General features: G+C 50.1%; 22 protein-coding genes and 1 pseudogene. 3 read left to right on the forward strand and 20 right to left on the reverse strand.

Annotation, left to right across the window (positions count from 1 at the left end; all coding sequences use genetic code 11):
* The first annotated feature begins 316 nt into the window (after positions 1–316).
* Positions 317–1969, forward strand: coding sequence for a hypothetical protein (locus tag MCJ35_RS21145; protein WP_025485432.1), 1653 nt, complete (start codon positions 317–319; stop codon positions 1967–1969).
* 181 nt (positions 1970–2150) lie between these two features.
* Here the strand turns inward: MCJ35_RS21145 and MCJ35_RS21150 are convergent, their stop codons facing one another.
* The 11 genes from MCJ35_RS21150 to deoC (MCJ35_RS21200) all read right to left on the reverse strand — a co-directional run bounded on the left by MCJ35_RS21150 (position 2151) and on the right by deoC (MCJ35_RS21200) (position 13849).
* A complete protein-coding gene (locus MCJ35_RS21150) occupies positions 2151–2951 on the reverse strand; it encodes a hypothetical protein (RefSeq protein WP_025485431.1) in 801 nt (266 codons plus the stop codon).
* Positions 2952–3438: 487 nt separating this feature from the next.
* Positions 3439–5106, reverse strand: coding sequence for a 2-isopropylmalate synthase (leuA, locus tag MCJ35_RS21155; RefSeq protein ID WP_025485430.1), 1668 nt, complete (start codon positions 5104–5106; stop codon positions 3439–3441).
* A 296-nt stretch (positions 5107–5402) separates the two neighbouring features.
* Positions 5403–6686 (reverse strand): hypothetical protein, encoded by a 1284-nt coding sequence (locus MCJ35_RS21160; protein WP_025485429.1) that lies wholly within the window; start codon positions 6684–6686, stop codon positions 5403–5405.
* 156 nt (positions 6687–6842) lie between these two features.
* The gene (locus MCJ35_RS21165; RefSeq protein WP_162158539.1) at positions 6843–8954 is read right to left on the reverse strand and encodes a BglG family transcription antiterminator; all 2112 of its coding nucleotides are present in this window, start codon (positions 8952–8954) and stop codon (positions 6843–6845) included.
* Complete coding sequence (locus MCJ35_RS21170; protein WP_162158538.1) at positions 8944–9492, reverse strand: class I SAM-dependent methyltransferase; 549 nt, start codon at positions 9490–9492, stop codon at positions 8944–8946. The genes MCJ35_RS21165 and MCJ35_RS21170 overlap by 11 nt, the downstream gene beginning before the upstream one ends.
* A gap of 81 nt (positions 9493–9573) precedes the next feature.
* The gene (locus MCJ35_RS21175) at positions 9574–10899 is read right to left on the reverse strand and encodes a PTS ascorbate transporter subunit IIC (protein ID WP_025485425.1); all 1326 of its coding nucleotides are present in this window, start codon (positions 10897–10899) and stop codon (positions 9574–9576) included.
* Positions 10860–11669: an SDR family NAD(P)-dependent oxidoreductase gene (locus MCJ35_RS21180; protein ID WP_081739183.1), complete on the reverse strand. Its 810-nt coding sequence runs from the start codon at positions 11667–11669 to the stop codon at positions 10860–10862. Before MCJ35_RS21180 ends, MCJ35_RS21175 begins: the two co-directional genes overlap by 40 nt.
* Positions 11670–11713: 44 nt before the next feature.
* The gene (locus MCJ35_RS21185) at positions 11714–12004 is read right to left on the reverse strand and encodes a PTS sugar transporter subunit IIB (RefSeq protein ID WP_025485422.1); all 291 of its coding nucleotides are present in this window, start codon (positions 12002–12004) and stop codon (positions 11714–11716) included.
* Positions 12004–12456, reverse strand: coding sequence for a PTS sugar transporter subunit IIA (locus MCJ35_RS21190; protein ID WP_025485421.1), 453 nt, complete (start codon positions 12454–12456; stop codon positions 12004–12006). The genes MCJ35_RS21185 and MCJ35_RS21190 overlap by 1 nt, the downstream gene beginning before the upstream one ends.
* A gap of 18 nt (positions 12457–12474) precedes the next feature.
* Positions 12475–13143, reverse strand: coding sequence for a deoxyribose-phosphate aldolase (gene deoC, locus MCJ35_RS21195; RefSeq protein WP_025485420.1), 669 nt, complete (start codon positions 13141–13143; stop codon positions 12475–12477).
* 40 nt (positions 13144–13183) lie between these two features.
* Positions 13184–13849 (reverse strand): deoxyribose-phosphate aldolase, encoded by a 666-nt coding sequence (gene deoC, locus MCJ35_RS21200; RefSeq protein ID WP_025485418.1) that lies wholly within the window; start codon positions 13847–13849, stop codon positions 13184–13186.
* A gap of 179 nt (positions 13850–14028) precedes the next feature.
* Between deoC (MCJ35_RS21200) and MCJ35_RS32260 the strand changes: the two genes are divergently transcribed.
* Positions 14029–14205 carry a hypothetical protein gene (locus MCJ35_RS32260; protein WP_353656127.1) on the forward strand — a complete coding sequence of 59 codons (177 nt, stop codon included), beginning with the start codon at positions 14029–14031 and terminating at the stop codon, positions 14203–14205.
* Positions 14206–14693: 488 nt separating this feature from the next.
* Here the strand turns inward: MCJ35_RS32260 and MCJ35_RS21205 are convergent.
* Positions 14694–14798, reverse strand: a pseudogene (locus tag MCJ35_RS21205) (helix-turn-helix domain-containing protein); the annotation flags it as partial.
* A gap of 451 nt (positions 14799–15249) precedes the next feature.
* Here MCJ35_RS21205 and MCJ35_RS21210 point away from each other — a divergent pair.
* Complete coding sequence (locus MCJ35_RS21210) at positions 15250–16431, forward strand: ISL3 family transposase (protein ID WP_240299643.1); 1182 nt, start codon at positions 15250–15252, stop codon at positions 16429–16431.
* A gap of 233 nt (positions 16432–16664) precedes the next feature.
* On the opposite strand, the gene glmM is transcribed toward MCJ35_RS21210, so the two are convergent.
* The 8 genes from glmM to MCJ35_RS21250 form a co-directional block, all read right to left on the reverse strand.
* The gene (glmM, locus tag MCJ35_RS21215) at positions 16665–18017 is read right to left on the reverse strand and encodes a phosphoglucosamine mutase (protein ID WP_008720009.1); all 1353 of its coding nucleotides are present in this window, start codon (positions 18015–18017) and stop codon (positions 16665–16667) included.
* Between the two features lie 44 nt (positions 18018–18061).
* The gene (rfbD, locus tag MCJ35_RS21220) at positions 18062–18922 is read right to left on the reverse strand and encodes a dTDP-4-dehydrorhamnose reductase (protein ID WP_008720010.1); all 861 of its coding nucleotides are present in this window, start codon (positions 18920–18922) and stop codon (positions 18062–18064) included.
* Between the two features lie 107 nt (positions 18923–19029).
* Positions 19030–20052: a dTDP-glucose 4,6-dehydratase gene (gene rfbB / locus MCJ35_RS21225; protein ID WP_008720011.1), complete on the reverse strand. Its 1023-nt coding sequence runs from the start codon at positions 20050–20052 to the stop codon at positions 19030–19032.
* Positions 20053–20073: 21 nt separating this feature from the next.
* A complete protein-coding gene (gene rfbA / locus MCJ35_RS21230) occupies positions 20074–20973 on the reverse strand; it encodes a glucose-1-phosphate thymidylyltransferase RfbA (RefSeq protein ID WP_008720012.1) in 900 nt (299 codons plus the stop codon).
* A gap of 607 nt (positions 20974–21580) precedes the next feature.
* Entirely contained in the window at positions 21581–22285 is a 705-nt protein-coding gene (locus MCJ35_RS21235; protein WP_025485416.1) for an N-acetylmannosamine-6-phosphate 2-epimerase, read from the reverse strand.
* The gene (locus MCJ35_RS21240) at positions 22263–22766 is read right to left on the reverse strand and encodes a NanQ anomerase/TabA/YiaL family protein (RefSeq protein ID WP_025485415.1); all 504 of its coding nucleotides are present in this window, start codon (positions 22764–22766) and stop codon (positions 22263–22265) included. The genes MCJ35_RS21235 and MCJ35_RS21240 overlap by 23 nt, the downstream gene beginning before the upstream one ends.
* A 1-nt stretch (position 22767) precedes the next feature.
* Positions 22768–23691 carry a dihydrodipicolinate synthase family protein gene (locus MCJ35_RS21245; RefSeq protein ID WP_025485414.1) on the reverse strand — a complete coding sequence of 308 codons (924 nt, stop codon included), beginning with the start codon at positions 23689–23691 and terminating at the stop codon, positions 22768–22770.
* Complete coding sequence (locus MCJ35_RS21250; protein ID WP_025485412.1) at positions 23681–24817, reverse strand: Gfo/Idh/MocA family protein; 1137 nt, start codon at positions 24815–24817, stop codon at positions 23681–23683. The genes MCJ35_RS21245 and MCJ35_RS21250 overlap by 11 nt, the downstream gene beginning before the upstream one ends.
* Positions 24818–24823 lie beyond the last annotated feature (6 nt).

The following is a 24823-nucleotide window of genomic DNA, read 5'->3' on the forward strand; positions in this document are numbered from 1 at the left end:
GGTTTTATATCACATCTTTATATTGCGGTTTTATACCGTATCATTATCACACCTTTATACCGCGCTTTTATTCCACGTTCCAATATCACGTTTTTTCTTCGTTCCATACATTTTTAATCCCTATTATCTTATCACTGACATGGGGGTTTGCAAAGTATTTTTTCGTCCTCTCCGCCTCCCTGCCCCTGTCCATTCCGGTCCATTGGTACCGAAAAGGCTGGCCGCCCAGCTTTTCCCCCTTGTATTTATTTCTACTTGTTATATAATCTTCTATAAGACATTTGTTAAAAAGCCGTTAAAATGATGGAGGAAATTCATGAGAAAAAAGACACAATTTTTGCTGAACCTGGTGCTGACACTGGTCTTTCTGGTGTTGATTGTCTTCCAGGCCCCGAACCTGAATCCAATGTATCCTGATGGTGCATTTTCCTGGTGCTTTATCATCAGCTGCTATGTAATCCTGAACTTTTTCGTTGCCCTTGGAAGCGTGCGCATCACTACCAATGAATACAACCGTCCCCAGTTATCCATTGACAAGAGCGTGGGCGGATATAAGGCAGGCTTTACCCTTTTAGCCATTCTCTGGGTCCTGTACTTTGCCGCCACCGTGCTCTCCATGCCCCTGTTCAATTACAAGGCTTACAGGGACCAGCTGGGGACGCCTGTCGTGTCGGAGTTTACCGACACGGTACAGCCCCTTGCCTTAGACCAGCTTCCCATCGTGGACAAAAGCCTTGCCAGGGAGCTTGCGGATAAGAAGGTAGGCGAAAACCCGGGACTGGGCAGCCAGGTAGTACTGGGCGTCCCGGTCATCCAGAAGGTGAACGGCAAGCTGGTCTGGGTGGTTCCCCTGGAACACTCCGGCTTCTTCAAGTGGCTTAAGAACATGGATGGCTCCGCCGGCTATATCGTGGTGTCTGCCAGCGATGTCAGCGACGTTAAACTTGTGACGGACCACAAGATCAAATACCAGGCCAATGCATATATCCTGGATGACCTGAACCGCCATGTCCGCCTGTTTGGCGGCGGCCTGTTCAAGGGACTTACAGACTATTCCTTTGAGCTGGACGATGACGGGGTACCCTACTGGGTCATCTCCACTTATAAGAACCGCTGGCTCTTTAACCTGCCGGAAGCAACCGGAGTGCTGACCGTCAACGCCACCACGGGCGAGACCACCCACTACACCATCGACACACTGCCGGAATGGGTGGACCGCGTACAGCCGGAGAGCTTTGTCATGGATCAGATACAGAACCAGGGTATCTATGTCCACGGAATCTTCAACTTCTCCAACCAGGATAAGTTCCGCCCCAGCCAGGGTGACATCATCATCTACAACGGCGCCCGCTGCTATTTGTTCACAGGACTGACCAGCGTTGGCTCTGATGAGTCAGCCATCGGCTTCATCTTAGTGGACATGGTGACAAAGGAGTCCAACATTTACCAGATGAGCGGCGCCACGGAAACAGCAGCCCAAAGCTCTGCCGAAGGAAAGGTGCAGCAGTTCGGTTACCGTGCCTCCTTCCCCATGATCATCAATCTGGACGGACAGGCCACTTACTTCATGACACTTAAGGATAATGCCGGACTGATCAAGCAGTATGCATTTGTATCTGTTTCCAACTACACCAATGTGGGAACCGGTGAAACCATTGACAGCGCCCTGCGCAACTACCGCCAGGTACAGGGCACGGTGAACAGCAACATTTCCGCAGGCCAGGCCACCTCCACCATAAAGGGAACCGTCCTGAGGATTGCCAGTGAGACAATGGAAAACACCATCACTTACAAGATCATCCTGGAAGAGCAGAAGGACCATATCTTTACCGTGTCCTATGAACTGAGCAATGAACTGGCCCTGACCCAGCCCGGCGACCGGGTAGCCATGGATTATATGGAGGACCAGACCGGGGTATGCTCGGCGTTCTCTTTTGATAATCTTGAGTTTAAGCAAAAAGGAAATTAAGGCAGCAACAGCTGGCGTCGGCAGGACGCAAAAGAGGGTGTCACAAAATCATCAAGATAGATGATGATTTTGCGGCACCTTCTTTTCTGCTTTTTGGACACAGAAAATGAGCTACTGTTCTAGCAGAATTATTTATCTGCGTTTGCAACAGCCTCTTTTAATATAATGATGATTACTTTTCCTATAAATCACTTTCTTTTAATATCTCAATAGAATAGCTATTCCATTTTTCTACTCGCTTAGCAATATTTACAGTATGTTCATACATTTCATCGGGAACAACTATTGCTAGAATCATATAGGGTATTCGATTTAACTTTTCAGAGAAATTAGTCCTCAATTTTTTCATCTGTTCTCTACATTGTTCTATTCGATGAAGCGATATATTATTTCTTAAATATTTAACTTCATAAACATAGTCTTTTTCAAAAGTTTTATTTGCGAACGCAACTATATCATATTCAAAAGTTCCAATCATTATATTGCTTTTTACAATATATGCTTTCTTCGAGTTTTTCACAATATCAAAAAACTTTTGTTCAATTAGGAATTTTTTCATTACAGTAGCACTTGGACCGTCCTCAAAAGTCGTCTTTTGAATAATTTGCTCATCGGACATTTTTACTGTATTTTTTTCAATAGCCTCCCTTTGTTTTTCAGCTTCACGTTTTTTGCATATATCATCAATTTTCTGTAATTCGTGCCATTTTATTAGTCCATATAAAATTAAACATACGCCACAAATACTGCACCCTCCAATAATCCACCATATACATTTTTCTTGGATTAGCAAAGGTAGCGATTGTCGCCAAGCGATAACTTTTTGAGCTGTTTGAGTATATTGGGCTAAATCGGCTTCTGTAATTTGTAAATCAAAAGAATTAGTTGTTAAAAATATCAAAACTGTCAATGGAAGAATTACAAGTATAATGCCTAATGAAACTAAAAATTTGTAAAAACTATCATAGTTTATATTTCCCATACAGTATTTCTCCTTTGTAATCTAATACATTATAACTATACTATATTTTTTTCATCATGGCTATATTTTAAATTTTAATATACAGTACTCCACACAAGGAGGCTGTTACAAAAGTAGATAAATAATTCTACTGGAACATCCGCTCCTTTTTTATGTCCAAAAACAGAAAAGCGAATTCCGAAGAGGCCGCCATCCGTGGTATAATTAAGTATGCGAACAAATAGTCAGATTCTCTTGCTGAGTATGGGAGACAATCTAAATAAACTACATGGAAAATCAAGAATGAGCAGACTAGAAGCCAATTGTTTAACCTAAAAGCGAATGCATAAATATAAGAAAAACCGTATGCTTATTAAAGTATACCAAACCCAGGAGAAGGTCTATAAAAAATGATTTTCTCCTGAGTTTTTTGTATGCAGAATGAAGGTGCCGCTCAATCATCATCTATTTTGATGATTTTGCGACACCCTCTTTGATTGCTTAAATCTTAATAAAACAGACGGTTCACCGCACTGAAGATACCGCGGATGGATGCCCTGGTGATGTTGGAACTGATGCCGACGCCATAGGTTGCCTTTCCTGTGACCTGGTCTACCAGGTGGATATAGGAGGCTGCCTCTGCCCCGGAACCGGATGCAAGCGCGTGCTCGTTGTAGTCCAGGACCTTAATCTGGATGCCAAGGGCGTCCTCAAGTCCTCTCTGGACAGCGTCAATGGGTCCGTTTCCAACGCCTTCAAAGGTTTTCTCAATACCGTGGTCTGAGAAGGTGACCTTTGCAAGGGTTGCAAACTCGCCGTCCCCTGTCTCCGTATCGGTTATGCGGCACTTCCTGAAATGCATGGGTTCCTTGCGCTCCAGATAGTTCTTCTTGAACTCTTCCATGATCTGCTCAGGCGCAACTTCACCCTGCTGCTCGGAAATCTTCTGGATGACATCTGCAAATTCCTTGTGCATCCCCTTTGGCAGCTTGAAGCCGTAGAAGGTGTCCATGACAAATGCCACGCCGCCCTTGCCGGACTGGCTGTTGATACGCACGATCGGCTCGTATTCCCTGCCGATATCGCTGGGGTCGATAGGAAGGTAAGGAACCTCCCAGTACTCCCCGTTCCTCTCGTGAAGCGCCTGCATGCCTTTGTTGATGGCATCCTGATGGGAACCGGAAAATGCAGTGAATACAAGCTTGCCTGCATACGGATGCCTGGGCGGGATGTCCATCTTGGTGCAGCGCTCACAGACCTCTGCAATCTCGCGGACATTCTCAATATTAAGTTCAGGGTTGATGCCCTGTGAGAACATGTTGTAGGCAACCGTCAGGATATCCACGTTACCGGTGCGCTCACCGTTGCCGAACAATGTACCCTCCACACGGTCCGCTCCTGCAAGAAGGGCCAGTTCCGTGGAAGCCACGCCCTCGCCGCGGTCATTGTGGGGATGTACGCTTAAAATGATGCTCTCCCTGTTCTTAAAATGCGTATTCATCCATTCAATCTGATCCGCATACACATTGGGGGTGGTCATCTCTACGGTTGACGGAAGGTTGATGATGATGGGTTTCTCCTTGGTGGCTCCCCATGTCTCCTGGACAGCCGTACAGATATCAAGGGCAAAATCCAGCTCTGTCCCGGTAAAGCTCTCAGGCGAGTACTCAAGACGGACCTGGGTGTCGCACTCTGCCGCGTACCGCTGTACCAGCTTGGTGCCGATGACCGCGATATCCTTAATCTCTTCCATATCCTTATGGAACACCACATCGCGCTGTAAGGTGGATGTGGAATTATAAATATGTACAATGGCCTTCTTGATTCCCTCTAATGCCTCAAATGTCCTTTTAATCAGATGCTCGCGGCACTGTACAAGGACCTGGACCTCCACGTCGTCCGGAATCAGCTTGCGCTCAACCAGTGTGCGTAAGAAATCATACTCAATCTGGGACGCTGCCGGAAAGCCGACCTCAATCTCCTTAAATCCCAGTTTAACAAGAAGGTTGAACATCTCCACCTTCTCTTCCACCACCATGGGTTCCACCAGGGCCTGGTTGCCGTCCCTAAGGTCAACACTGCACCATACGGGTGCCTTCATGATTTCCTTATCCGGCCATGTGCGCTCCGGGAAATTAACAACAGGGACTCTCTTATATCTCTTATAATTTAACATGCTTCTTCCTCCAATTCTGTCCATCATTTAAAAGTAACATACCAGTCCTACGGTTTTAATCCCTCAGCCCGTACCGGGCAGTCGCTCGATGACACCGTAGCGGCGGACGATGAACAGTACTACCCTTACTGATTCAGCCCCATTTCCACATCATTCCTTTACTGTTAAAATCGCTGTGTTTTTGCAACGTTAATTCATTATAGCACATTTAGAAATAACTGACAACATGGATACCGGCCCCGGCTATTCTCAATAGTTATACCTTTTATTCCTGTATTTTATGAACAATGGGCCTTTCAGGCCATATCCCGGGACACGGCCGACGAGACACAGTACACGTTCACGGTCCTGTCCATGCGGCTGTTGAAGAAAATCCTGTCCCCCGCATGGCTGTAAATGGGATGCGGATGGGCGTCCTGGCCAAGCCAGTCGCTTTCGTGTTTACAGAGGGGAATCCATGTAAGTGTACCTGCATCCCAGTCCGGAATCACCTTGCATATGTACTCCGCATCCTTCTTATGGGGATCTGGTCCGTTGTCCGTGCTGTTTTCCCTGACTTTCTTAACTTCCCACGGATATTTGAAATAGCCGTCGCACACCAGGTTTCCCTTGTGGTCCATGGTAAAGTGGCCGTAGGCGTCATAATCCTCCGGCAGGGCTATCTCCCAGTATCTGCCGGAAGCCGGCTCATACCTGCCCACCATGGCCGGGCCTTCATGATACCCGCCGTGGTAAATGATATACGTCCCGTCATCACTCCACATCTCATGGCAGACCCAGTCCTCAGCACTGCGCGCATACCCGGCCGGATTGCCCAGGGTATCCCCTCCCACGGTGCGCACAGGCCTGAGGGTGTCCTCTGCATGGTCATACAGCCAGATTCTGCGGATGCCGCAGGAAAAGCTGGACCACTCATGATTGTACATGATGATATCCGGGTTCACGGGATGAAACTGTACATGGGTTATCCAGCATTTTGGCACTGTCTTCTCATATAAAAGCGCACCCGAATCCGTGTCGTACACGCACAGATAACTGTTAAGCCCCTCCCTCTGTACCCTTTCGTCTATATCATAGGACGGGCGGCGGTCCAGACCGCTCCCCTCTGTCTCCGGGTCAAAATCCAGGCAGCGGCCGTCCGTCATGGGGACGCACAGGTATTTCCCATCCCCGCTCACATGGGTAAATGCAGTCATGCGACCGTCCGGCACCTGATTCAGGACGGTAATCCTCCCCTCCAGGTCCACTTTGCAGATACGGTCGTCCTGGATATAATAAATGACTTCCCGCTCACAGTCCAGGCATACGCTGGCCTTACCCAGCCCCTCATTCAACGTCCCGTCAAAATAGACATAGCTCTTAAGGATTCCCTTCCTGTTGTCCGTAAGGATCCGCTCCTTCCCGTCAGACAGGCTGCGCACCACCACGTTTGGACTGCCTGTCCTGTCGCTGAGCATGTAAATGCGTTCATCGCCCTTTCCCATGGATGAACATGTAAAATACAGGAGCTGGGTATTATATTCCTGGCCTTCAGGGCAGCCGCTGACCAGCATGCGGCCGTTTAATGGATTTTGATTCATATGTCCTGCCTTCCTTTTATCCGCCGGGGACAAAAAATGTATTTGATTCCTGCATCATATTCTACCACAGCAGGCCGGAAGAAAAAAGCTTTGCCAGTCATTTTACCGGCAAAGCTTCCATTGCAGGACCCATCTCCTCCCACCCCGTAGTACGCCTCAGCTTATGATGCTTAAAAGCTCATAAGCGCTGGCGGCTGCCTCTATGGCTTCCCGCTTTTTGGCGTCTCCCAGCACATCCACCAGTTCCTCCAGCACCTTGATATGGGCCGTGTTATGGTTGGACAGCAGCATGACTATCAGGTTTACCGGGTCGTTGTCCGCATGATTGAACCGGACCGGTTTATCCAGGGTAATGACGCTCATGCACGGCCCGGGCAGTTCCGGCGCCAGCAGATGTGGAAGGGCAACACCTTTGTCAATGACCATATAACCGCCCAGCCTGCGCTTGATGCGTATCATCTCGTCAATATGCTTCTGTGTGATATACCCCTGGTCTTTCAGAAGGTTTCCCGCTATCTGGATGGCATCATAGCAGTTCTTAGCGTGTACGTTAACCGCAATCAGGGACTCATCCAAAAGGTTCCTTAAGGCAGGCTTCCTGGTTTTATCCAGCCCTTTGACCTCGTCCTTAATATCCCTGGCAAGCTCGATTGACAGCTTGATGCGTTCCTCCGGTTTCAGTTCCAGGGAACGGGCCGCGATGTTGATGGTTGCGCTGATATATTTATTCAGGTCCACATTCTGCATACGCAGCATGAACATACCCATCAGCTTATTGATATCCTCCAGTTTAAGCAGAGGATTCACCGTGATGCACGGATACCGGCTGCTCTCCAAAGGCAGGGTGGAGATGATCAGGTCACATGGCAGGGGTTCGGTGGAATTGACAAATTCATGATAGGAAATGGCTTTCACCACGTTAATATTGGAAAAGATGGACCCCAGACGGTTTTCCAGTATCCGTGAGGTGGCAACCGTGCTGTTGCACACGATGATGACATTTTTCTTTGCCGCTTCCTCCAGCGGGTTCTTGAGGATACAGGCCACGATATACATGGAAATGTAGACAGCCTCCTTACTGCACACCTCCCGGTTCACATTGTCCATACGCATACGCAGTATGGACCACAGCTTCTCCCTTACCACCTGGCATACGTCCGGGAATGTCTCCTCTATCTCTGTCAGCGCCGCATTGTGTTCCGCGGGTATATTGAGGAACAGCCGGTACTGCATGACGCTCAGATGGGTAGCCAGCTCCAGCACCGTGTCATCCCCCTCCTCAAACTCCAGTTCCAGCGAATCCTTCACCTCTGCAATCAGTTCTTTGGCAATGAGGACATTTTCCACATTGATGTCCTGGGACGCCCCAAACTTGCGCAGGGACATCCACTGGGCATGGATAAAGAACATTTCATCCTCATCCATGTCTAATCCGGTCCGCTCCAGTATCAGGTCATGTATCGCGGTGAAGTCAAAACCGGACTGGGCCTTGATATGTGTATAATTCTGCCTTCCCACGCTGATCCTGCATCCCCTGTTCCTGCGGGCAAAGGCCGTGAGCAGATAAAGGAACATTGCGCAGAATCCGTTATCCGATATGGTCACCTGGGCACTGTCCTGCAGCTGCCGGATAAGGAACAGGATTTCCTCCCTCCACAGGATGATTGCTTCACAAAAGGTGTCCATCCCGTACTTTCTCAGCACATTTTCCACCTGGGTGAACCTCATGCCGATTAAATCCTGCTGGCGGGTTCCGGTTTCCAGCATTTCCCGAAGGAGCATGACACATCCCCTGCGTATGCTGCTCTCCGAATCCCGCAGGGCGATTCCTGTGTGGGGCCTGGATATCATGTGGATACAGAAGTGGTTCATCCACATCTTCACCTTCTGTAAATCATTGGAAACAGTGGCCGGGCTGACCTGAAGCCTGTCCGCAATCTCCGCAATGCTGGTGGATGGGCTTTCCGTCAGCAGCCATCCGGTGATGGCCCTGACCCGTTCCCTGGAGGACATTATATACACGCCCGCCCCCTGTTCCTCCAGTTCCCTCCTGATGCGCCCATCACTGTCATTTAAAAGTATCCCAAGTCCCGGCACCCTCACAACCGGTCCGTGTGAAAATTCAGACAGCCACTGGTCAATGACATCCAGGTCGCTGCGGATCGTACGCGTGCTCACGGACAGCTGTCCAGCCAGGTCACTGCTTGTCACGGCCTGCCTGGACTGTATCAATCGTTCAATTATATGTACGCATCGTTCATAAAGCATATGGCCATCCCTCATCCCTGTGCCTGCCGTAACATTGTTCCACTATCCCTTCCTGGTCCGACAGACGCCGGACCGAGGAGCATAAAAGGGCAAATCCCCACTCAGCCGACCAGCTCTCTATCACGGCCTCAAGGGCAGCATCCGCCGACTTATAACTTATCCAAATGACCCCTTCCGGTTTCAGGTACGCGCCAAGACGGGCCAACAGATCCCTGCCGTTCTTTGCATAAGGAAGGACCATGAAAAGACAGACCACGTCATAGCGGCGCCCGGCCAGCATTTTCCCGTCCTCAACAAAAGCAATATTCCCCCTGGCGAACATACTCCGGGCAAACCCAATCCGGTCCGCATCCGGGTCATATCCCGTAACCTGGCCAAAGGAATCCGAGAGGATATAGCTTCCCCATCCATATCCGCAGCCATAATCCAGCACACTGTCCTGTGTCCGGGCAGCAGCGGCATTTTCATAAGAAACCAGCATGGCATGAAGGAATGGATCGCTGCGGATCAGATCCAGATACTGCATTGCCTCTTCCATTGTCCCCCTCACTTCCTTCCATAAACAGACAAGCCAGCATCCCGGAACCCGGAATGCATGGCCTGCCAGACAAATGTTCATTTAATGAAAGATTGACATCATTTTTGCAATCAGGTAACCAATTGTATTAAAGTCCATTGCCTCATACGCTCCTCCGGTAGCCATAAGGTGTCCTGTCATGGGGAACGTGAGCGCTACCGCAAACTGCAGGATGAATCCCGTGACAAGGGCGCTGAATATACAGTTTTTAAGTCCTCCCCTTGCATTGGCATAGACACCTACCAGGGCGCCCTCAAAGAAATTAATCTGGACCCCGGGCACCACCACGGGGGAGAATCCGGTGAAGGCCATCACCAGGGTTGCTATGATGGAACCCAGGAGGCTGAAGATGAATCCCAGCATGACTGCTGTTCCCGCATAAGGAAATACCGTTGGATAGTCAAGGCCAAGCACCGCATTGGGCAGAAGGGATTCCGCCACGCCTGAGAAAGCAGGTATCAGTTCCGCCAGCATCATCCGCACACCGTAAAGGATGACTGCAATTCCTCCGCCAAAGGTCAGCGACTGGATGATGACGTAGAGGATCCACGGCATCCCCGCTGCCAGTTCCCTTACAACCCCGGGACCAGCGATGAATGTGAAGATAAAATTCATTGCCAGCACAGCCATACAGGTGGCGATAATGCTGTCCTTCAGCCAGTTGAGGGAACTTGGGAATTCGATTTCCTCCGTGGATTTCCCACCCTTCTTAAAGAGCCTTCCCGACTCCCCTGCTATGACAAGCGCAATGGCGCTGGGGACGAAGTTGGCATGCTCCGTGGTGACAGGTTTTAAGTAGTGGGCTGAGATTGTAGTGGCAATCCAGTAGTAAACCCCGGAAATCAGTCCGCCCACAAGAATCAGCGTGACCCCCGAAAATCCGAACCCAGCCATGATGCTTGCCATGAATCCAGCCCAGAACAGCTGCAGGTGGACGGTCATGGCCAGATTCTTCCACGGGGTGAATTTGGCCAGCAGGATATTGATGATGAAACCTGTGATGAATATCAGGGCTGCCTCTGTCCCAAACCTGGCCATGGACTCGGAATACACCACCCAGTACAGGGGCAGTACCCCGTCTACCCCCAGCCCTCTCTGCACAAGGGTTGTCAGCAGGGTGATGGGCGTCCCGATAATGGTTGTACCGGCGCTTAGGATCAGGTACCCCATCATGGTCTTCACCGTTCCCATTACAATGTCACTGACGCTTTTCCTTAAAAATATCAATCCGATACATGCGATGATACCAAGCATGACCGTGGGATTGCCAAGTACATTGGTGATAAAATCAATTACAAAATCCATAGTATCCCCCTCTCCATCTTCCCCTACAGTTTCCAGGCAGCCGTGGGCGTCTGTGTCGCCCATATCCCTCCATCCAGTCCTATGGTCTGTCCTGTGATATAGCCTGCCTGTTCTGAGCAGAAGAAGCTTACCAGATCAAATGCGTCATCCGGTTCCCCAAACCTGCGCAGCGGTATCTGGCAAAGTTTACTTTCCGCACGGTTCTTAATCACATCCTCCGCCATAGGCGTATTAAGCACACCCGGCGCATAGCAGTTCACGCGGATATGATAAGGCGCAAGCTCTGCGGCCCATACCCTGGTCAGTACCATCATTCCGGCCTTGGCCGCCCCATAGGCGCCTGAACCGGTATTGGGGAAGGTCGCCAGTATGGAAGCCACATTGACGATATTTCCTCCATTTTCCTTCATGTAAGGCACACAGGCCCTGGTGCAGTACATGGGTCCCAGCAGGTTCACGTTAATCATGAGCTGCATATGTGCATCTGTGGAATCCTCTATCATGCCTTTGTAGAGCACGCCTGCATTATTAATCAGAATATCAATTTTCCCAAACCGCCTGCCTGCGTCCTCTATGGACTGGTTCACCTGGCTGCTGTCGCTGACATCCACGGTGTACGTCAGGAAACGGTCCATGTCCGGTTTCACCTCATCCACCACAGCGGCCAGGTTATCTCCATTTAAATCCAGAAGACAGACGGCAGCGCCTTCCCTGTAAAACCGGATGGCCAGCTGTTTGCCGGCTCCCTGTCCTGCGCCTGTGACAATCACTACCTTATTATCGAATTTCCCCATATCTGAATCCTTTCTTAACTTTTCCACGATTCTTTCCATCGTGGACTTTCTGCTGCAAAAACTCCCCTGATTCCTGCTGATTCCTACTTGATTCCATTTGCTTCGCAGTATTCCCTCAACTTGTCCTTGATTTCCTGCTTATTCACAAAGCTGGTAAGCTGTATGACAGGTTTGTCAATATCCTGCACCAGATAGGCCAGTTCCTTGCCTATGAGCACCAAATCGGCGGTGCGGGCCGCTCCCTTTCCCGTCGTGATATCGCTGACCTCCAGTTTTGCCTGTATCCCAAGGTCCTTTAATGCTTTCTCAGCATTCATTTTCAGGATTACGCTGCTGCCCATTCCGCATCCGCATATTGTAACAATATGTAACATTATTCCTCCACCTCCACATTATTGAATATCCCGGCAACCGCCGCCTTGCTATTGCAGGCGGTTATCCTGCCCAGCATGCTGTCATCCTCAAAAATAGTGGCGATTGCCTGTATGATTTTGAGGTGAAGATCGTCATTGCTCCCTGCCAGCCCAATCAGCAGGCGCACCGGATCATTGCTCTCATTGCCAAAGGTTACGGGCCGGGATAATGTCATGATACTGATGCCGCTTTTTATGACGCCGTTCGTACTCCTTGCATGGGGCATGGCCAGTCCCGGGGCAACCACGATATACGGTCCAAGGGTCTTGACGGTCTGTACCATGGCGTCCACATATTCCCTGGTCACATATCCGTTATTCACAAGTATGGTCCCTGATTTTACCACCGCATCCTGCCAGTCTGCTGCAGACACATTCAATTCTATATCATCCAAACTTACCAGTTTCTGCATTCCCTTTCCTCCGCCATCTTACAGGCCGCCAATGATTTCCTCTCCCGCACTGGCGCCTATTCTTGTAGCCCCCGCTTCAATCATGGCCAGGGTGTCGGCAGTTGTACGGATTCCTCCGGCCGCCTTAACTCCTGTCTCCGGCTTTACGCAGCTGCGTATGAGCCTTACATCCTCCACGGAAGTGGACCGGGGCAGCATGGCTGAAAATCCCGTGGATGTCTTCACAATATCCACCCCATGTTTTTCGGCCAGTTCACATGCCTTTACAATCTGTTCCTCAGTCAGCAGCGGGGTTTCAATTATCAGTTTCACGATTGCCCCTTTGCCATGGCCCGCCTTTACCACGCCTTCCAGCTCCTCGTCCACGATATCATACCGCTCAGACTTTAGTGCGGACACATTCATCACCAGGTCAATCTCTTTGGCTCCCTTTTCCAGGGCGTCCTCCGTCTCATGAATCTTCACATCCGGCCAGTCAAATCCCAGCGGGAAACTGATGACCGTGCACACCTTTGTATCGGAGCCGTCCAAGACCCCGGCTGCCGTCTCAATCATATTGGGCAGTATGCAGACGCTGGCAAAATGATTTTCCTTAGCCTTTTCACAGAAACCGGTAACATACTCATAGGTCATGCCCGGCTTCAATGTTGTCTGGTCAATATAACGTGCCAATTCATTTCTGTTCATTATTCCATCCTCCTTGTGGCTCAATCAAATCTATCCCATATCACTCATTAAAGCTGTCTACAATCTTAAATGCCGAACTGGTGGCAATCCTCTCCGCTCCCGCCTGGATCATGGCGGCCGCATCTTCCCTGGTCCTCACGCCGCCGGATGTCATTACCTTGATTGCATCATGGTAATAGTCCTTAATCAGCCTTACCTGGTCCGTGGTGGTGACGAATCCAAATCCAGTGTTGGTCTTCAGGTACGGTATCCCAAGTTCAATGGCCATCTCAGCAGCCCTCAGCTGCTCATCCTCGGTCAGAAGACTGGCAAAATATATCATTTTCATGATTTTGCCTTCCATCATGTCCACAAATGGTTTCAGCTCCTCCTTGACGTATTCGTAGCGGCCCGACTTAAATGCGCTGACATCTATGGAGATATCCAGTTCGTCCGCCCCGTCCTTAAGCGCCTGTCTGGCCTGATAAAGCTTGGCTTCATGGGTCATCCCTCCCAGCGGATAGGAGATGACACTGACTAACTGCTTACCTGCCTGGTGAAGGATATCTGCGTTTCCCCTGATAAAAAACGGCTCGGTCAGCGTGGTGGCAAAGTCATAATCCAAGGTCTTCCTCACGAACTCCTCCACCTGCCCCAGGGTAGGCGCCGGCGTAGCCCCCAGAGAAGCATCAATCATCCGTTCCACATCGTTTCTTGTTACATCCATGCCCTTATTCCTCCTTTAAGATAATGTTTCTTTCCGCCTTCATTCTAAGGTCACGGACAGTGGAAGTCAATTTGAAATACCCCCTCCCAGTTGTGGAACTTTTATAATTAATCGGCAAAATTCATTAATTATTTTGTTAGATTTTATCACTGTTTTTACCAGTAATTTACTTTTATTTAATTGTTTGTCATGGGGATTGGTACTATCCGGGCGAGGACGGCGCCATGATCAAGGGGTTGCAGGCCGTGGACGGTAAGTGGTACATCATGGACGAATCAGGAAAAATGCTTATAAAACCGTTGGTTTTAACGCCTAATCAGGATAGCACACTGCAATTTGCAGGCTTGTCTGAATAAATCTAATTAGTGTTTCTTCTATATCAGATATACCTATCTACAAAAAACAAGAACCGCATCCATCAAAAGGCTGCGGTTTTGTGTATTAGGTATCTGGCTTCAGGATAGCAAAATAAGCCAAGGAAGTCAATTGTATTTATTGTTTTTACTTATAGGTAGTCAACCAAAAATGCATTGACAAGAGTTTTAGGAACCGATATAATATACTTAACAAGAGAACCGATTGCTAGCTGAACCCTAGCCACCTCGGTAGAAATATGTATAAAAAAATAACGCTACACTTTCCGGGTGAGGGCGTTATTTTTTATGCTTAACAAGAGTTATTACAGCTACAAGCATGATAACAAATGTAAATAAGTCATTAAAAGTAACGTACATAAGCACCAGCCCCTTTCTCTTATGAGTAGGCGGCTAGAATAGCGCCCCATCGGTTCCCCTATTAAATATATTATCGTGTGTCTGCCCCGGATTGACTTTCGGGGCTTATTTCATTCATTTTTTGCGGTATCATCTTTCTCTATATATTCCAACAAATCCCCTGGCTTGCAGTTTAACATTTCGCACAGCTTAACTAATGTATCAACTGTAACACTTTTGTTTTTTGTAAAACTATCAACTTAAGTATACATTAGTATAGTTAGTCTTTCAATAAATAAAGCGCCATTTGATACAACAAATATCACAGAGGTAAAAGCCTATGGTATCGCATAAAGTTGATATGCTCCCTTCTAGTGCTCCATCCGGCCAGAAACCATACTGCCAGTGCTGGATATTTTGTCAGCCTGCAAGGCGGAGGAAGGAAGCGGAGTGGGTCCTCCGCTGACTGACGACAACGCAGCAGATGGCAAAATAGGCAGTGCTGGGAGTATGGTTTCTGGCCGGATGGAGCACTAGCATTAATTTCAGGTTCTATACTGAATGTTGGGGTGTGCTGAAAAGCACACTTCCAACATTCTTTTGATTGTAATAAAATACATCTATAAGAAGCCTCCCAAACCCATTATTCCGACCAAAGTTTAATGTTATGGAGGTGACCCCTTATAGATGTACCCTAATTATACCAAGGCTTTCCTTAACTTGGAAGGTGTTTTTATTAAAAAAGTGGTTCAGGCAGACTCTTTCATTAAAATTTTCATCCAGTCCCAACCGGTAGAACAGACTTGCCCCTGCTGTGGGGCTAATACAAAACGGATTCATGATTACCGTTTACAAGAGGTCCAGGACATTCCCTTACTGGGAAAACAAGTTATCCTGCTCCTTCGCAAACGCCGCTACCTCTGCCCATACTGCCGCAAACGGTTCACGGAACCCTATTCGTTCCTCCCCAGATACCACCGCAGGACCCGCAGGCTGGCATTTTACATTGTCTCCCTGCTCCGGCAGACCTTTTCCTTAAAACAGATTGCAGAGCTTACCGGTGTTTCCGTCCAGACGGTCTGCCGCCTTCTGGACACGATTTGCTATTCTCCGCCTGACCAGCTTCCGCAAGCGCTTTCCATTGACGAATTCAAAGGCAATGCTTCTACCGGTAAATATCAGTGCATTCTGGTTGATCCGAAAAAGCGCAGGATCCTCGACATTCTCCCGGATCGGACCCAGAGCCATCTGGCTGATTATTGGCGGAACATTCCCAGGAAAGAACGCCTGAAGGTAAAGTTCTTCGTCTGCGATATGTGGCGCCCCTACACCGAACTTGCACAGACCTTCTTTCCAAACGCTACAATCATCGTGGATAAATATCATTTCATCCGGCAGGTGACATGGGCGATTGAAAATGTACGCAAACGACTGCAGCGGTCCATGCCGGTTTCTCTGCGTAAGTATTATAAACGCAGCCGGAAACTCATTCTGACCCGCTATAAAAAGCTGAAGGATGAGAACAAACAGGCCTGTGATTTAATGCTTCACTATAGCGAGGATCTACGTCTGGCACACCGGATGAAAGAGTGGTTCTATGATATCTGCCAGATGGAAGCGTATCGTCAGCAGCAGAAGGAATTTGATGACTGGATTGCGAATGCACAGAGCTGTGGGATCAAGGAATTTGAAGCCTGTGCTAAGACCTACAGGGCCTGGCGAAAAGAAATCCTGAATGCCTTTAAATACGGGTTGACAAATGGTCCCACAGAAGGATTTAACAACAAGATAAAGGTATTAAAACGGAGTAGCTATGGAATCCGGAATTTCAAACGGTTCCGAACCCGGATACTTCACTGTACATCATAGGATAAAAAGGTCGGTAATGCGGAGGCTTATTTGGCATGCCCAAAATCAGTAAAACCTGGAACTAAACATAAAAAGGGCCCTTTTCATAGAATTGGGGCGGGATTTTACAAATCCCACCCCAACTATTGACAAAGAGCCTAATTTCAAAAAGGTTGGGTTATCAGGGTTTCTGATAATCCAACCTTTTAAGATTAATGTCGGTAAACTATTAAGCAGGCATTGACATTAGTATTTTACACGCAGTGTCCCTGCCTCCCCATCACATCAATCACCTGGTCCACGAACCGTTCGCATGTATCCAGGTCCGGCGCTTCCACCATGACACGCACCACCGGCTCCGTGCCGGACTGGCGCAGGAGGATGCGTCCGTCAGACCCCAGGCTTTCAGCCACTTTGGCCACCTCTGCCTGGACCGCCTCATCGTCCTGGGCTTCCTTTTTATCCTTTACCCGCACGTTCTTAAGTACCTGAGGATAGATATCAACCTCTGATGCCAGCTTCTCCAGGGTCTGCTTTTTCTCCAGCACCACTTCCATCACCTTTAAGGATGTAAGGATACCGTCCCCTGTGGTTGCGTGCTTGCTGAAGATAATATGTCCTGACTGTTCACCGCCCAGGCAGTTGCCGGTGCCTGCCATGTTCTCATACACGTACTTGTCACCCACAGCCGTCTTTTCATAGGCAATGCCTTCTCTTTCAAATGCCTTGTAAAGCCCGAAATTGGACATGATGGTGGTGACCACGGTGTTATTGAACAGGGTTCCCTGCTCCTTCATGTACTTGCCGCAGATGTACATGATGACATCGCCATCCACAACATTGCCTTTACCGTCCACGGCAATGCAGCGGTCCGCGTCACCGTCATAGGCAAAGCCCAGGTCGCACTTCTGCTCCACCACAAACTTCTGCAGATACCTGATATGGGTGGAACCGCAGTCCGTATTGATGTTCAGGCCGTTGGGGTCGTTGTTCATCACATGTGTCTCCGCGCCCAGGGCATCGAAAACATTCTTGGCAATGGCGGACGCGCTGCCGTTGGCACAGTCCAGGGCCACCTTCATGTTCTTAAAGGAGCGGGTGGCAATGGAAATCAGATAGCCGATGTAGCGGTTACGGCCAGCCGCGAAGTCCACGGTGCGGCCTATGTTTTCTTTTCTTGCCAGGGGGATTTCGCCGATTTCCCCATCCAGGTATTTTTCAATCTCCAGGATGACGGATTCTTCCAGTTTCTCGCCTCTTTCATTGATTACCTTGATACCGTTATCATAGAATGGATTATGGCTTGCGGATATCATGATCCCGCAGTTAAACCCTTCCGTGCGTACCACGTAGGATACGCTGGGGGTGGTGGTTACATGGAGCAGATACACATCCGCGCCGGAAGCAGTAAGACCCGCCACCAGGGAATACTCGAACATGTAGCTGCTGCGCCTGGTATCCTTTCCGATTACAACGCGGCACCTTTCATCCGGGGCCTTCTGCCCATAGTACCATCCAAGGAAACGCCCCACTTTGTAGGCGTGCTCCACTGTCAGATCCACATTGGCCTCCCCGCGGAAACCATCCGTACCAAAATATTTACCCATTGTCTCTTAATTCCTCCCTGTCTCTAATTACGCTGCAAAAGCTGTCACATCATGCCATTTTCCTTTAGTACCTTCAGGTACCGGCCCAAGGCGTCCTGCCATGAGGGCATTCTCTCAAATCCGTTCTCAGTCAGTTTTTCCTTGCTCATCCTGCTGTTCTGGGGACGTTTGGCCTTTGCCGGGAAACCGGATGAGTCCACCGGAGTTACCTTTACCTCATCCATGCCTGCCTGGCGGAAAATCTCACATGCAAATTCATACCAGCTGCACAGTCCTTCATTGGTTGCATGATAGCGGCCGTATTTATCAGTCTGGATCATGTCGACCAGCAGGCGGGCCAGGTCATAGGTGTAGGTAGGGGAACCGATCTGGTCGTCAACAACGCTCACAGCCCCCTTTTCCTTTCCAAGGCGCAGCATGGTCTTTATGAAGTTCTTGCCGTTCACGCCGAATACCCAGGCAATCCGGACGATGAAGTATCTGCTCACATTCTGCTCCACGCTGATTTCACCCTCGTACTTGGTCAGGCCGTATACGTTGAGGGGTTCCCTGTGGTCATCCGGCTCCCATGGACGCTCGCCGCCGCCATTGAACACATAATCCGTGCTGATATACATCATCTTGATGTCCAGCGCCTTACATACCTTGGCGATATTGCGTGTCCCTTCCGCATTGACCTTGCGGCACAGCTCCAGGTTATCTTCTGCAGCATCTACTGCAGTATATGCCGCACAGTGGATGACTGCGTCAGGTTTTGCCCCGGTAATTACATTTTCGCAGGCTTCCTTGCTGGTGATATCCATTTCTTCCACGTCCACGCCAAATCCTTCTATGCCGCGGCTGGCAAGTTCATTCATCACATCATGGCCCAGCTGGCCCTTTACACCTGTTACAAGAACCTTCATAGATACATTCCCTCCATTCTTAATAATGGCCGGCAGGGAACGGAAGCGCCCTGTCACTCCATCCGGGCAGCCTCGTCCTCTGTCAGCCATATCTGTAAATTTACTGGTTACAGGCGGTTTCCATACATTTTATCAAAATAATTACTGTACTCGCCGCTCAGGATATTCTTCCACCATTCCTGGTTATCCAGATACCACTGAATGGTCTGCTCGATTCCTGTATCGAAATTATACTGTGGCTTCCAGCCCAGCTCTGTCTCTATCTTGGTTGGGTCAATGGCATAACGCATATCGTGGCCCGGACGGTCTGTCACGAATTTTATCAGACTCTCCGGCTTGTCAAGGGCCTTCAGGATGGTCCTGACCACTTCCAGGTTCGTGCGCTCGTTATGCCCGCCAATATTGTATACTTCCCCTTCACGTCCCTTGTGGATCACAAGGTCAATGGCCTCGCAGTGGTCCGCAACATGGAGCCAGTCGCGGACATTCTCCCCTGTGCCGTATACGGGCAGTTCCTCGTCCGCCAGGGCGCGGCTAATGATTAACGGAATCAGCTTTTCCGGGAAATGATAAGGCCCGTAGTTATTGGAACAGCGGGAAACGGTTACCGGCAGCCCGTAGGTCCTGTAGTATGAAAGCACGAACAGGTCGGCGCTGGCCTTGGAGGAGGAATAGGGGCTGGATGTATGAAGCGGAGTCTCCTCGGTAAAGAACAGGTCCGGCCTGTCAAGAGGAAGGTCGCCGTACACCTCATCCGTGGACACCTGGTGGTAACGCTTAATGCCGTATGTGCGGCATGCGTCCAGCAGGGTGGTGGTTCCCATCACATTGGTCCTGACAAAGCTCTCAGGGTCCGTGATGGAGCGGTCCACATGGCTTTCCGCTGCAAAGTTCACAACCACATCCGGCTTTTCTGTCTCAAACAGGCTGAAGATGAATTTCCTGTCGGCGATATCGCCTTTGACAAACTTATAATTCGGCTTGTCCTCCACTGGCTTTAAGTTCTCCAGGTTGCCCGCGTAGGTCAGCAGGTCCAGGTTGATGATCTGGTAGTCCGGGTATTTGTTCACCATGTGGTGCACAAAGTTGCTTCCGATAAAACCGGCGCCGCCGGTAACGATTATTTTCATCTGATGATTCCTCCTCTATGGTTAAAAGTCCTGGGGATGGATCTTATCCACATATTTGCCATCCAGGACATCCTTTAAATATTTTCCATACTGGTTCTTTTTGAGCACTTCGTAAGTCTCCAGCACCTGTTCCCTGGTAATCCAGCCCCTGAGATACCCGATTTCCTCCAGGCAGGCAATCTTGCGGTGCTGGTGGGTCTCCACGGTCTTTACAAAGTTGGTGGCCTCCACCAGGGATTCATGGGTTCCCGTATCCAGCCATGTGAAGCCCTGGCCCAGAAGGATGACATCCAGTTCGCCATTCTCCAGGTAAATGCGGTTCAGGTCCGTTATCTCCAATTCGCCCCTGGCTGATGGTTTCAGGTTCCTGGCATACTCCACCACACGGTTGTCATAGAAATACAGTCCGGTGACACAATAATTGGACTTTGGCTTCTCCGGCTTTTCCTCGATTGAGACAGCCTTCCCATCCTTGTCAAACTCCACGATGCCAAACCGCTCCGGGTCGTCCACATAATAACCGAACACAGTGGCGCCTGTCTCTTTGGCTGCCGCTGCCCTCAGGCGCTTTGCCAGCCCCTGTCCATGGAAAATGTTGTCGCCCAGAACCATGGCCACTGAATCATTTCCTATGAATTCCTCGCCAATGATGAACGCCTGGGCCAGGCCGTCCGGGCTTGGCTGTACGGCGTAGCTCAAATGAATGCCAAACTGGTGCCCGTCACCTAAAAGCGCCTCAAACCGCGGTGTATCGTCCGGAGTGGAGATGATCAGTATATCCCTGATACCTGCATTCATCAGCACGGACAGCGGGTAGTATATCATCGGTTTATCATAAATTGGAAGCAGCTGCTTCGATGTCACCTTCGTCAACGGGTACAGGCGTGTCCCGCTTCCTCCGGCAAGTATAATCCCTTTCATTCTTCCTCCTTCGCTATGGGCAGTCAGAAGCCGTATCCTGGTTCCTTACATGCAGCGCATGCATCCTGCCATCCCTGTGCCCATACCTATACGCTCTCATTTTTCTTTGTCCAATATACCATACTATCTCCGATTTTTCAAATAAACTGACAAATATTTCGTTATTATTCAGGAAGACTTAATATAATACACTTCCCCGCCATCCCCGCCGGATCCATCCCTGTATAGTATCTCATTTCTAATGGATTATACCCTAGGTTATCCGGTTCTGCAATTTTATCCATGAAAACAATGGACCGCTTTATGGAAGTATGGCATCTTTGAGCTTGTTTTGTATAACCGCATTCTTGCATTTGAGGTAAAAATGACATATCATGATACCATCAGATACTGATAGTGTCCAAACGGAGGTGAATGGAGTGATAGCAGTTCAAGGGTTATATGATAATGGAAAACTTCTATTGACAGGAAGCATCAAGCGTGAGATTGATGAAAAATTTGGACGGTTGAATGTGATTAATCAGAGGGAAAGCCATCATGCTTTTATCTGGCATAATGGCTTTCCCTATTCGTTTATTTTACTGCGTGTCATCCATCCTGCTGCAGCTCATCCATTCCTCCTGTCAATCTCCCTCATGAACCGCTGCGCAATCTCCAGCGGCCGGGTTATGGCCCCGCCCACAATCACGGCCCAGACCCCCATATCCAGCATATGCACCGCTTCCTCCGGCGTATGCACCCTGCCCTCGCCTATGACAGGTATGGGCAGGTCCTTTGCCAGCCGTCCCGCCAGTTCAAAATCAGGGCCGTCCAGTTTCGGGGTGTAGTCCGTGTAGCCGCTCATGGTGGTGCTTACAAGGTCAACGCCGTTTTTCCAGGCATCCATTCCCTCTTCATAGGTTGATATGTCGGCCATCAGAATCTGGTCCGGGTACCTTTCCCTGACCTGGCGGATATATTCCGCGGCCTTAAGGCCGTCCCCCCGCTTCCGGTCCGTGCAGTCCAATGCAATGATATCAGCGCCTGCGTCCACAAGGGCATCCACTTCCTTCATGGTGGGCGTGATATAACCCTCATAGCCTTCATATACCTGCTTTATCAGCCCAATCACCGGAAGGGCTGTCTCCTTCTTGATGCCTATCACATCCCTGACCGAGTTGGTCCTTATCATGGGGCTGCCCGATTGTTTGGCGGCCCTGGCCATGTATGGCATCAGGGAGCGCTCCGGGTCATAGAGGGGTTCTCCCGGCAGTGCCTGGCAGGAAATGATAAGCTTTCCTTTTATCCGGTCAAATAATCCTGTCTTGTCCATTTTCATCCTTTCCTTTCAGGCAGCAGGAGTCCTTCTGCTCCCAGGCTGCCTTGACTACACATTTTCTTATGGCCTCCGGCCGGCCCTTTAAGCCTCCCGGCGCATGGGCTTCACCCGGCATACAGATGATGAAACGGCCCGGCCCCATGGTGCAGGAGGCGTCCGTTCCTGCCCGCATTGCCTGGAAATCCGGACTGTACTCCCCTGCGGGCGTCACCCGGTCCAGCGCGGTCCCTATGATTTCGCACCCATCCAGGTCTATCTGGATATCCAGGTATACACGGTGTATCTCGTAACTGTCCTCCGTGAGTTCGTGGGTCACTGCGTCCATGACCTGCAGATATACCCTGTCCCCGTCTATCTCTGTCTTTCCCAGGGACAAGGCGTTTAAGTCCGTGTCCATGAGATAACGGATGGCTGTGTCCAGGTTTGGGCAGATTCCCCTGTAGTTTCCTATATTTTCCAGTAAATCATATATCATGTCAGCAGTACTTCTCCTTTGCCGCTTCTATCATGGCTGCCGCCTCTCCTGCAATGGCCCTGTCGCCCTCATCCACATCCGTAAGCGGTTTTCTTACGCCGCCTATGTCGATTCCCCTGCTTATACGCAGCACTTCTTTTATCATGCCGTACATGTTACCCCTGCCGGAGCAAAGCTTATATATGATTTCATTTACATCATACTGGATTACCTTTGCCTCCTGGTACCTGCCCTCCATGGCCAGTGTGTATATCTTTTCCACCAGTTCCGGCATGGCCCCGTAGGTGCCGCCGATTCCAGCGTCCGCGCCCATGACAAGGCCGGATACAAGCTGCTCGTCCGGGCCATTGAACAGGATGAAGTCTTCCCGCGTCTTCATGGCCTCAGCCTTAAACATCTGGATGTCCTGGACCGGCATGGAGGAATTCTTGACCCCCGCCACACGCGGATTTAAAAGCATGGTCTTAAGAAGGCCCATGGTCAGGGCCGTGCCTGCCAGCTGGGGGATGTTATAGATGATGAAATCCGTGTCCGGGGCAGCGGCTGATATGTCATTCCAGTACCCTGCCACTGAGTATTCCGGCAGTTTGAAGTAGATGGGCGGTATGGCCGCAATGGCTTCCACGCCCAGTTTTTCCGCAAAGGCCGCCAGTTCCTGGCTGTCCCTTGTGTTATTGCAGGCCACATGGGCAATCACGGTCAGGCGCCCGGCCCCTTCTTCCATCACGGCTTCCAGCGTCTTTTTCCTGTCCTCTACGGAGTGGTAGATACACTCGCCCGAGGAACCGCCCACATACACCCCCTTTACGCCCTGGGCCACAAAATACCGCGTCAGCTGCCTTACCGCATCCTTGCTGACCTCCCCGTTTACATCGTAGCATGCATAGAATGCCGGGATGATGCCTCTGTACTTATCAATCTTCATGTTTGCTTCCTCCCTGTTTTCCCGTGATTTCTGACAGTTTTACCTTCCTGTCCTCAAAACGCGACCTGGTGCAGGCATCGGCGGTGGCGATGGCGTTCCTGGCAGCTTCCCCGGTGAGCAGGGGCTTAAACTCCTCATCCGGCTGCGCCCCGTGCATGATGCCGTTCAGGTACTGCATTTCATCATACATGATGCTGTGCAGCCACATAGGAGGCTTTTTCCCCGGCTTTCCGTACATGATGGCCCCGTCCATTTCCGTCCCGTGATAAATCCTGGTGCGGTCATCGTCCTCCTCCTGGGTCTTGTGCATAAGGAAATGCTCCTCCCTGTCGCCCTTTTTCAGGGTGCCGCCGCAGTTGAACATATCCAGACGGATGGCGCCCTCTGTCCCCTGAACCAGCACATAGTGCTCGGGCCAGTGGAAGGCGGAGCCGTATTCCAGGATGGCATACCGGTTATCCGGGTACTCCATGGTAATAAACAGCATATCATCCTCATCCCCGAACTGTTCCCCCTGGTGGGCCACGTTGCCTCCTGCCATGGTCACTTTCTCAGGACAGCCTCCCATGAGGAACTGGATGCAGTCCAGTTCATGGATGTGATGGTACAGGTGGCCGCCTGATTTGGAACGGATTTTCTTCCAGCTGACCGAGGGCTGGATGTCCTCCCAGCCATTTCTGGCGGAGTGGCAGTACAGCACCTTGCCGATGACGCCGTCGTTGATCATCTTCTTTGCCGTGCGCACGCCGTGGAAGAAGTTCATCACATGGCCTGCCATGAAGGTGACATGATGGGCCACGCAGGCCTCCACCATTTCCACACAGTCCTGATAGGAAAGGGCAATGGGCTTTTCACAGAACACATGGACCCCATGTTCCGCTGCCTTGATGACCGGTTCCTTGTGAAGGTAGTTGGGAGAGGCCACGATTACGGCCTCCACATCCTCCCGGCTGTACAGCGTATCCAGATCCGTCTCCACCTGGCAGCCCAGCTCCTCTGCCACGGTCCCGGCATTTTCCGGGTCATACACAGCCACTACCCTGGCGCCTTCCTGTTCCTTCATGATACGGGCCAGCTCCGCCCCGAAATATCCTGTTCCAACCACTGCATATCCAATTGTTTTCATGAATGT

This window comes from Enterocloster sp. OA13 (assembly GCF_022440595.1).
Taxonomy (GTDB): domain Bacteria; phylum Bacillota; class Clostridia; order Lachnospirales; family Lachnospiraceae; genus Enterocloster; species Enterocloster hominis.

What these genes read in the sequence shown, in the direction of transcription:
- MCJ35_RS21180 (WP_081739183.1), bottom strand. Translation starts at nt 11,669, where the DNA reads ATGGAAAGAATCGTGGAAAAGTTAAGAAAGGATTCAGATATGGGGAAA.
- MCJ35_RS21145 (WP_025485432.1), top strand. Translation starts at nt 317, where the DNA reads ATGAGAAAAAAGACACAATTTTTGCTGAACCTGGTGCTGACACTGGTC.
- MCJ35_RS21160 (WP_025485429.1), bottom strand. Translation starts at nt 6,686, where the DNA reads ATGAATCAAAATCCATTAAACGGCCGCATGCTGGTCAGCGGCTGCCCT.
- rfbA (WP_008720012.1), bottom strand. Translation starts at nt 20,973, where the DNA reads ATGAAAGGGATTATACTTGCCGGAGGAAGCGGGACACGCCTGTACCCG.
- MCJ35_RS21245 (WP_025485414.1), bottom strand. Translation starts at nt 23,691, where the DNA reads ATGAAGATTGATAAGTACAGAGGCATCATCCCGGCATTCTATGCATGC.
- MCJ35_RS21150 (WP_025485431.1), bottom strand. Translation starts at nt 2,951, where the DNA reads ATGGGAAATATAAACTATGATAGTTTTTACAAATTTTTAGTTTCATTA.
- MCJ35_RS21175 (WP_025485425.1), bottom strand. Translation starts at nt 10,899, where the DNA reads ATGGGCGACACAGACGCCCACGGCTGCCTGGAAACTGTAGGGGAAGAT.
- leuA (WP_025485430.1), bottom strand. Translation starts at nt 5,106, where the DNA reads ATGTTAAATTATAAGAGATATAAGAGAGTCCCTGTTGTTAATTTCCCG.
- MCJ35_RS21210 (WP_240299643.1), top strand. Translation starts at nt 15,250, where the DNA reads ATGTACCCTAATTATACCAAGGCTTTCCTTAACTTGGAAGGTGTTTTT.
- MCJ35_RS21185 (WP_025485422.1), bottom strand. Translation starts at nt 12,004, where the DNA reads ATGTTACATATTGTTACAATATGCGGATGCGGAATGGGCAGCAGCGTA.
- deoC (WP_025485420.1), bottom strand. Translation starts at nt 13,143, where the DNA reads ATGAACAGAAATGAATTGGCACGTTATATTGACCAGACAACATTGAAG.
- MCJ35_RS21190 (WP_025485421.1), bottom strand. Translation starts at nt 12,456, where the DNA reads ATGCAGAAACTGGTAAGTTTGGATGATATAGAATTGAATGTGTCTGCA.
- MCJ35_RS21240 (WP_025485415.1), bottom strand. Translation starts at nt 22,766, where the DNA reads ATGATATATGATTTACTGGAAAATATAGGAAACTACAGGGGAATCTGC.
- glmM (WP_008720009.1), bottom strand. Translation starts at nt 18,017, where the DNA reads ATGGGTAAATATTTTGGTACGGATGGTTTCCGCGGGGAGGCCAATGTG.
- MCJ35_RS21250 (WP_025485412.1), bottom strand. Translation starts at nt 24,817, where the DNA reads ATGAAAACAATTGGATATGCAGTGGTTGGAACAGGATATTTCGGGGCG.
- MCJ35_RS21170 (WP_162158538.1), bottom strand. Translation starts at nt 9,492, where the DNA reads ATGGAAGAGGCAATGCAGTATCTGGATCTGATCCGCAGCGATCCATTC.
- rfbD (WP_008720010.1), bottom strand. Translation starts at nt 18,922, where the DNA reads ATGAAGGTTCTTGTAACAGGTGTAAAGGGCCAGCTGGGCCATGATGTG.
- deoC (WP_025485418.1), bottom strand. Translation starts at nt 13,849, where the DNA reads ATGGATGTAACAAGAAACGATGTGGAACGGATGATTGATGCTTCTCTG.
- MCJ35_RS21235 (WP_025485416.1), bottom strand. Translation starts at nt 22,285, where the DNA reads ATGGACAAGACAGGATTATTTGACCGGATAAAAGGAAAGCTTATCATT.
- MCJ35_RS21165 (WP_162158539.1), bottom strand. Translation starts at nt 8,954, where the DNA reads ATGCTTTATGAACGATGCGTACATATAATTGAACGATTGATACAGTCC.
- rfbB (WP_008720011.1), bottom strand. Translation starts at nt 20,052, where the DNA reads ATGAAAATAATCGTTACCGGCGGCGCCGGTTTTATCGGAAGCAACTTT.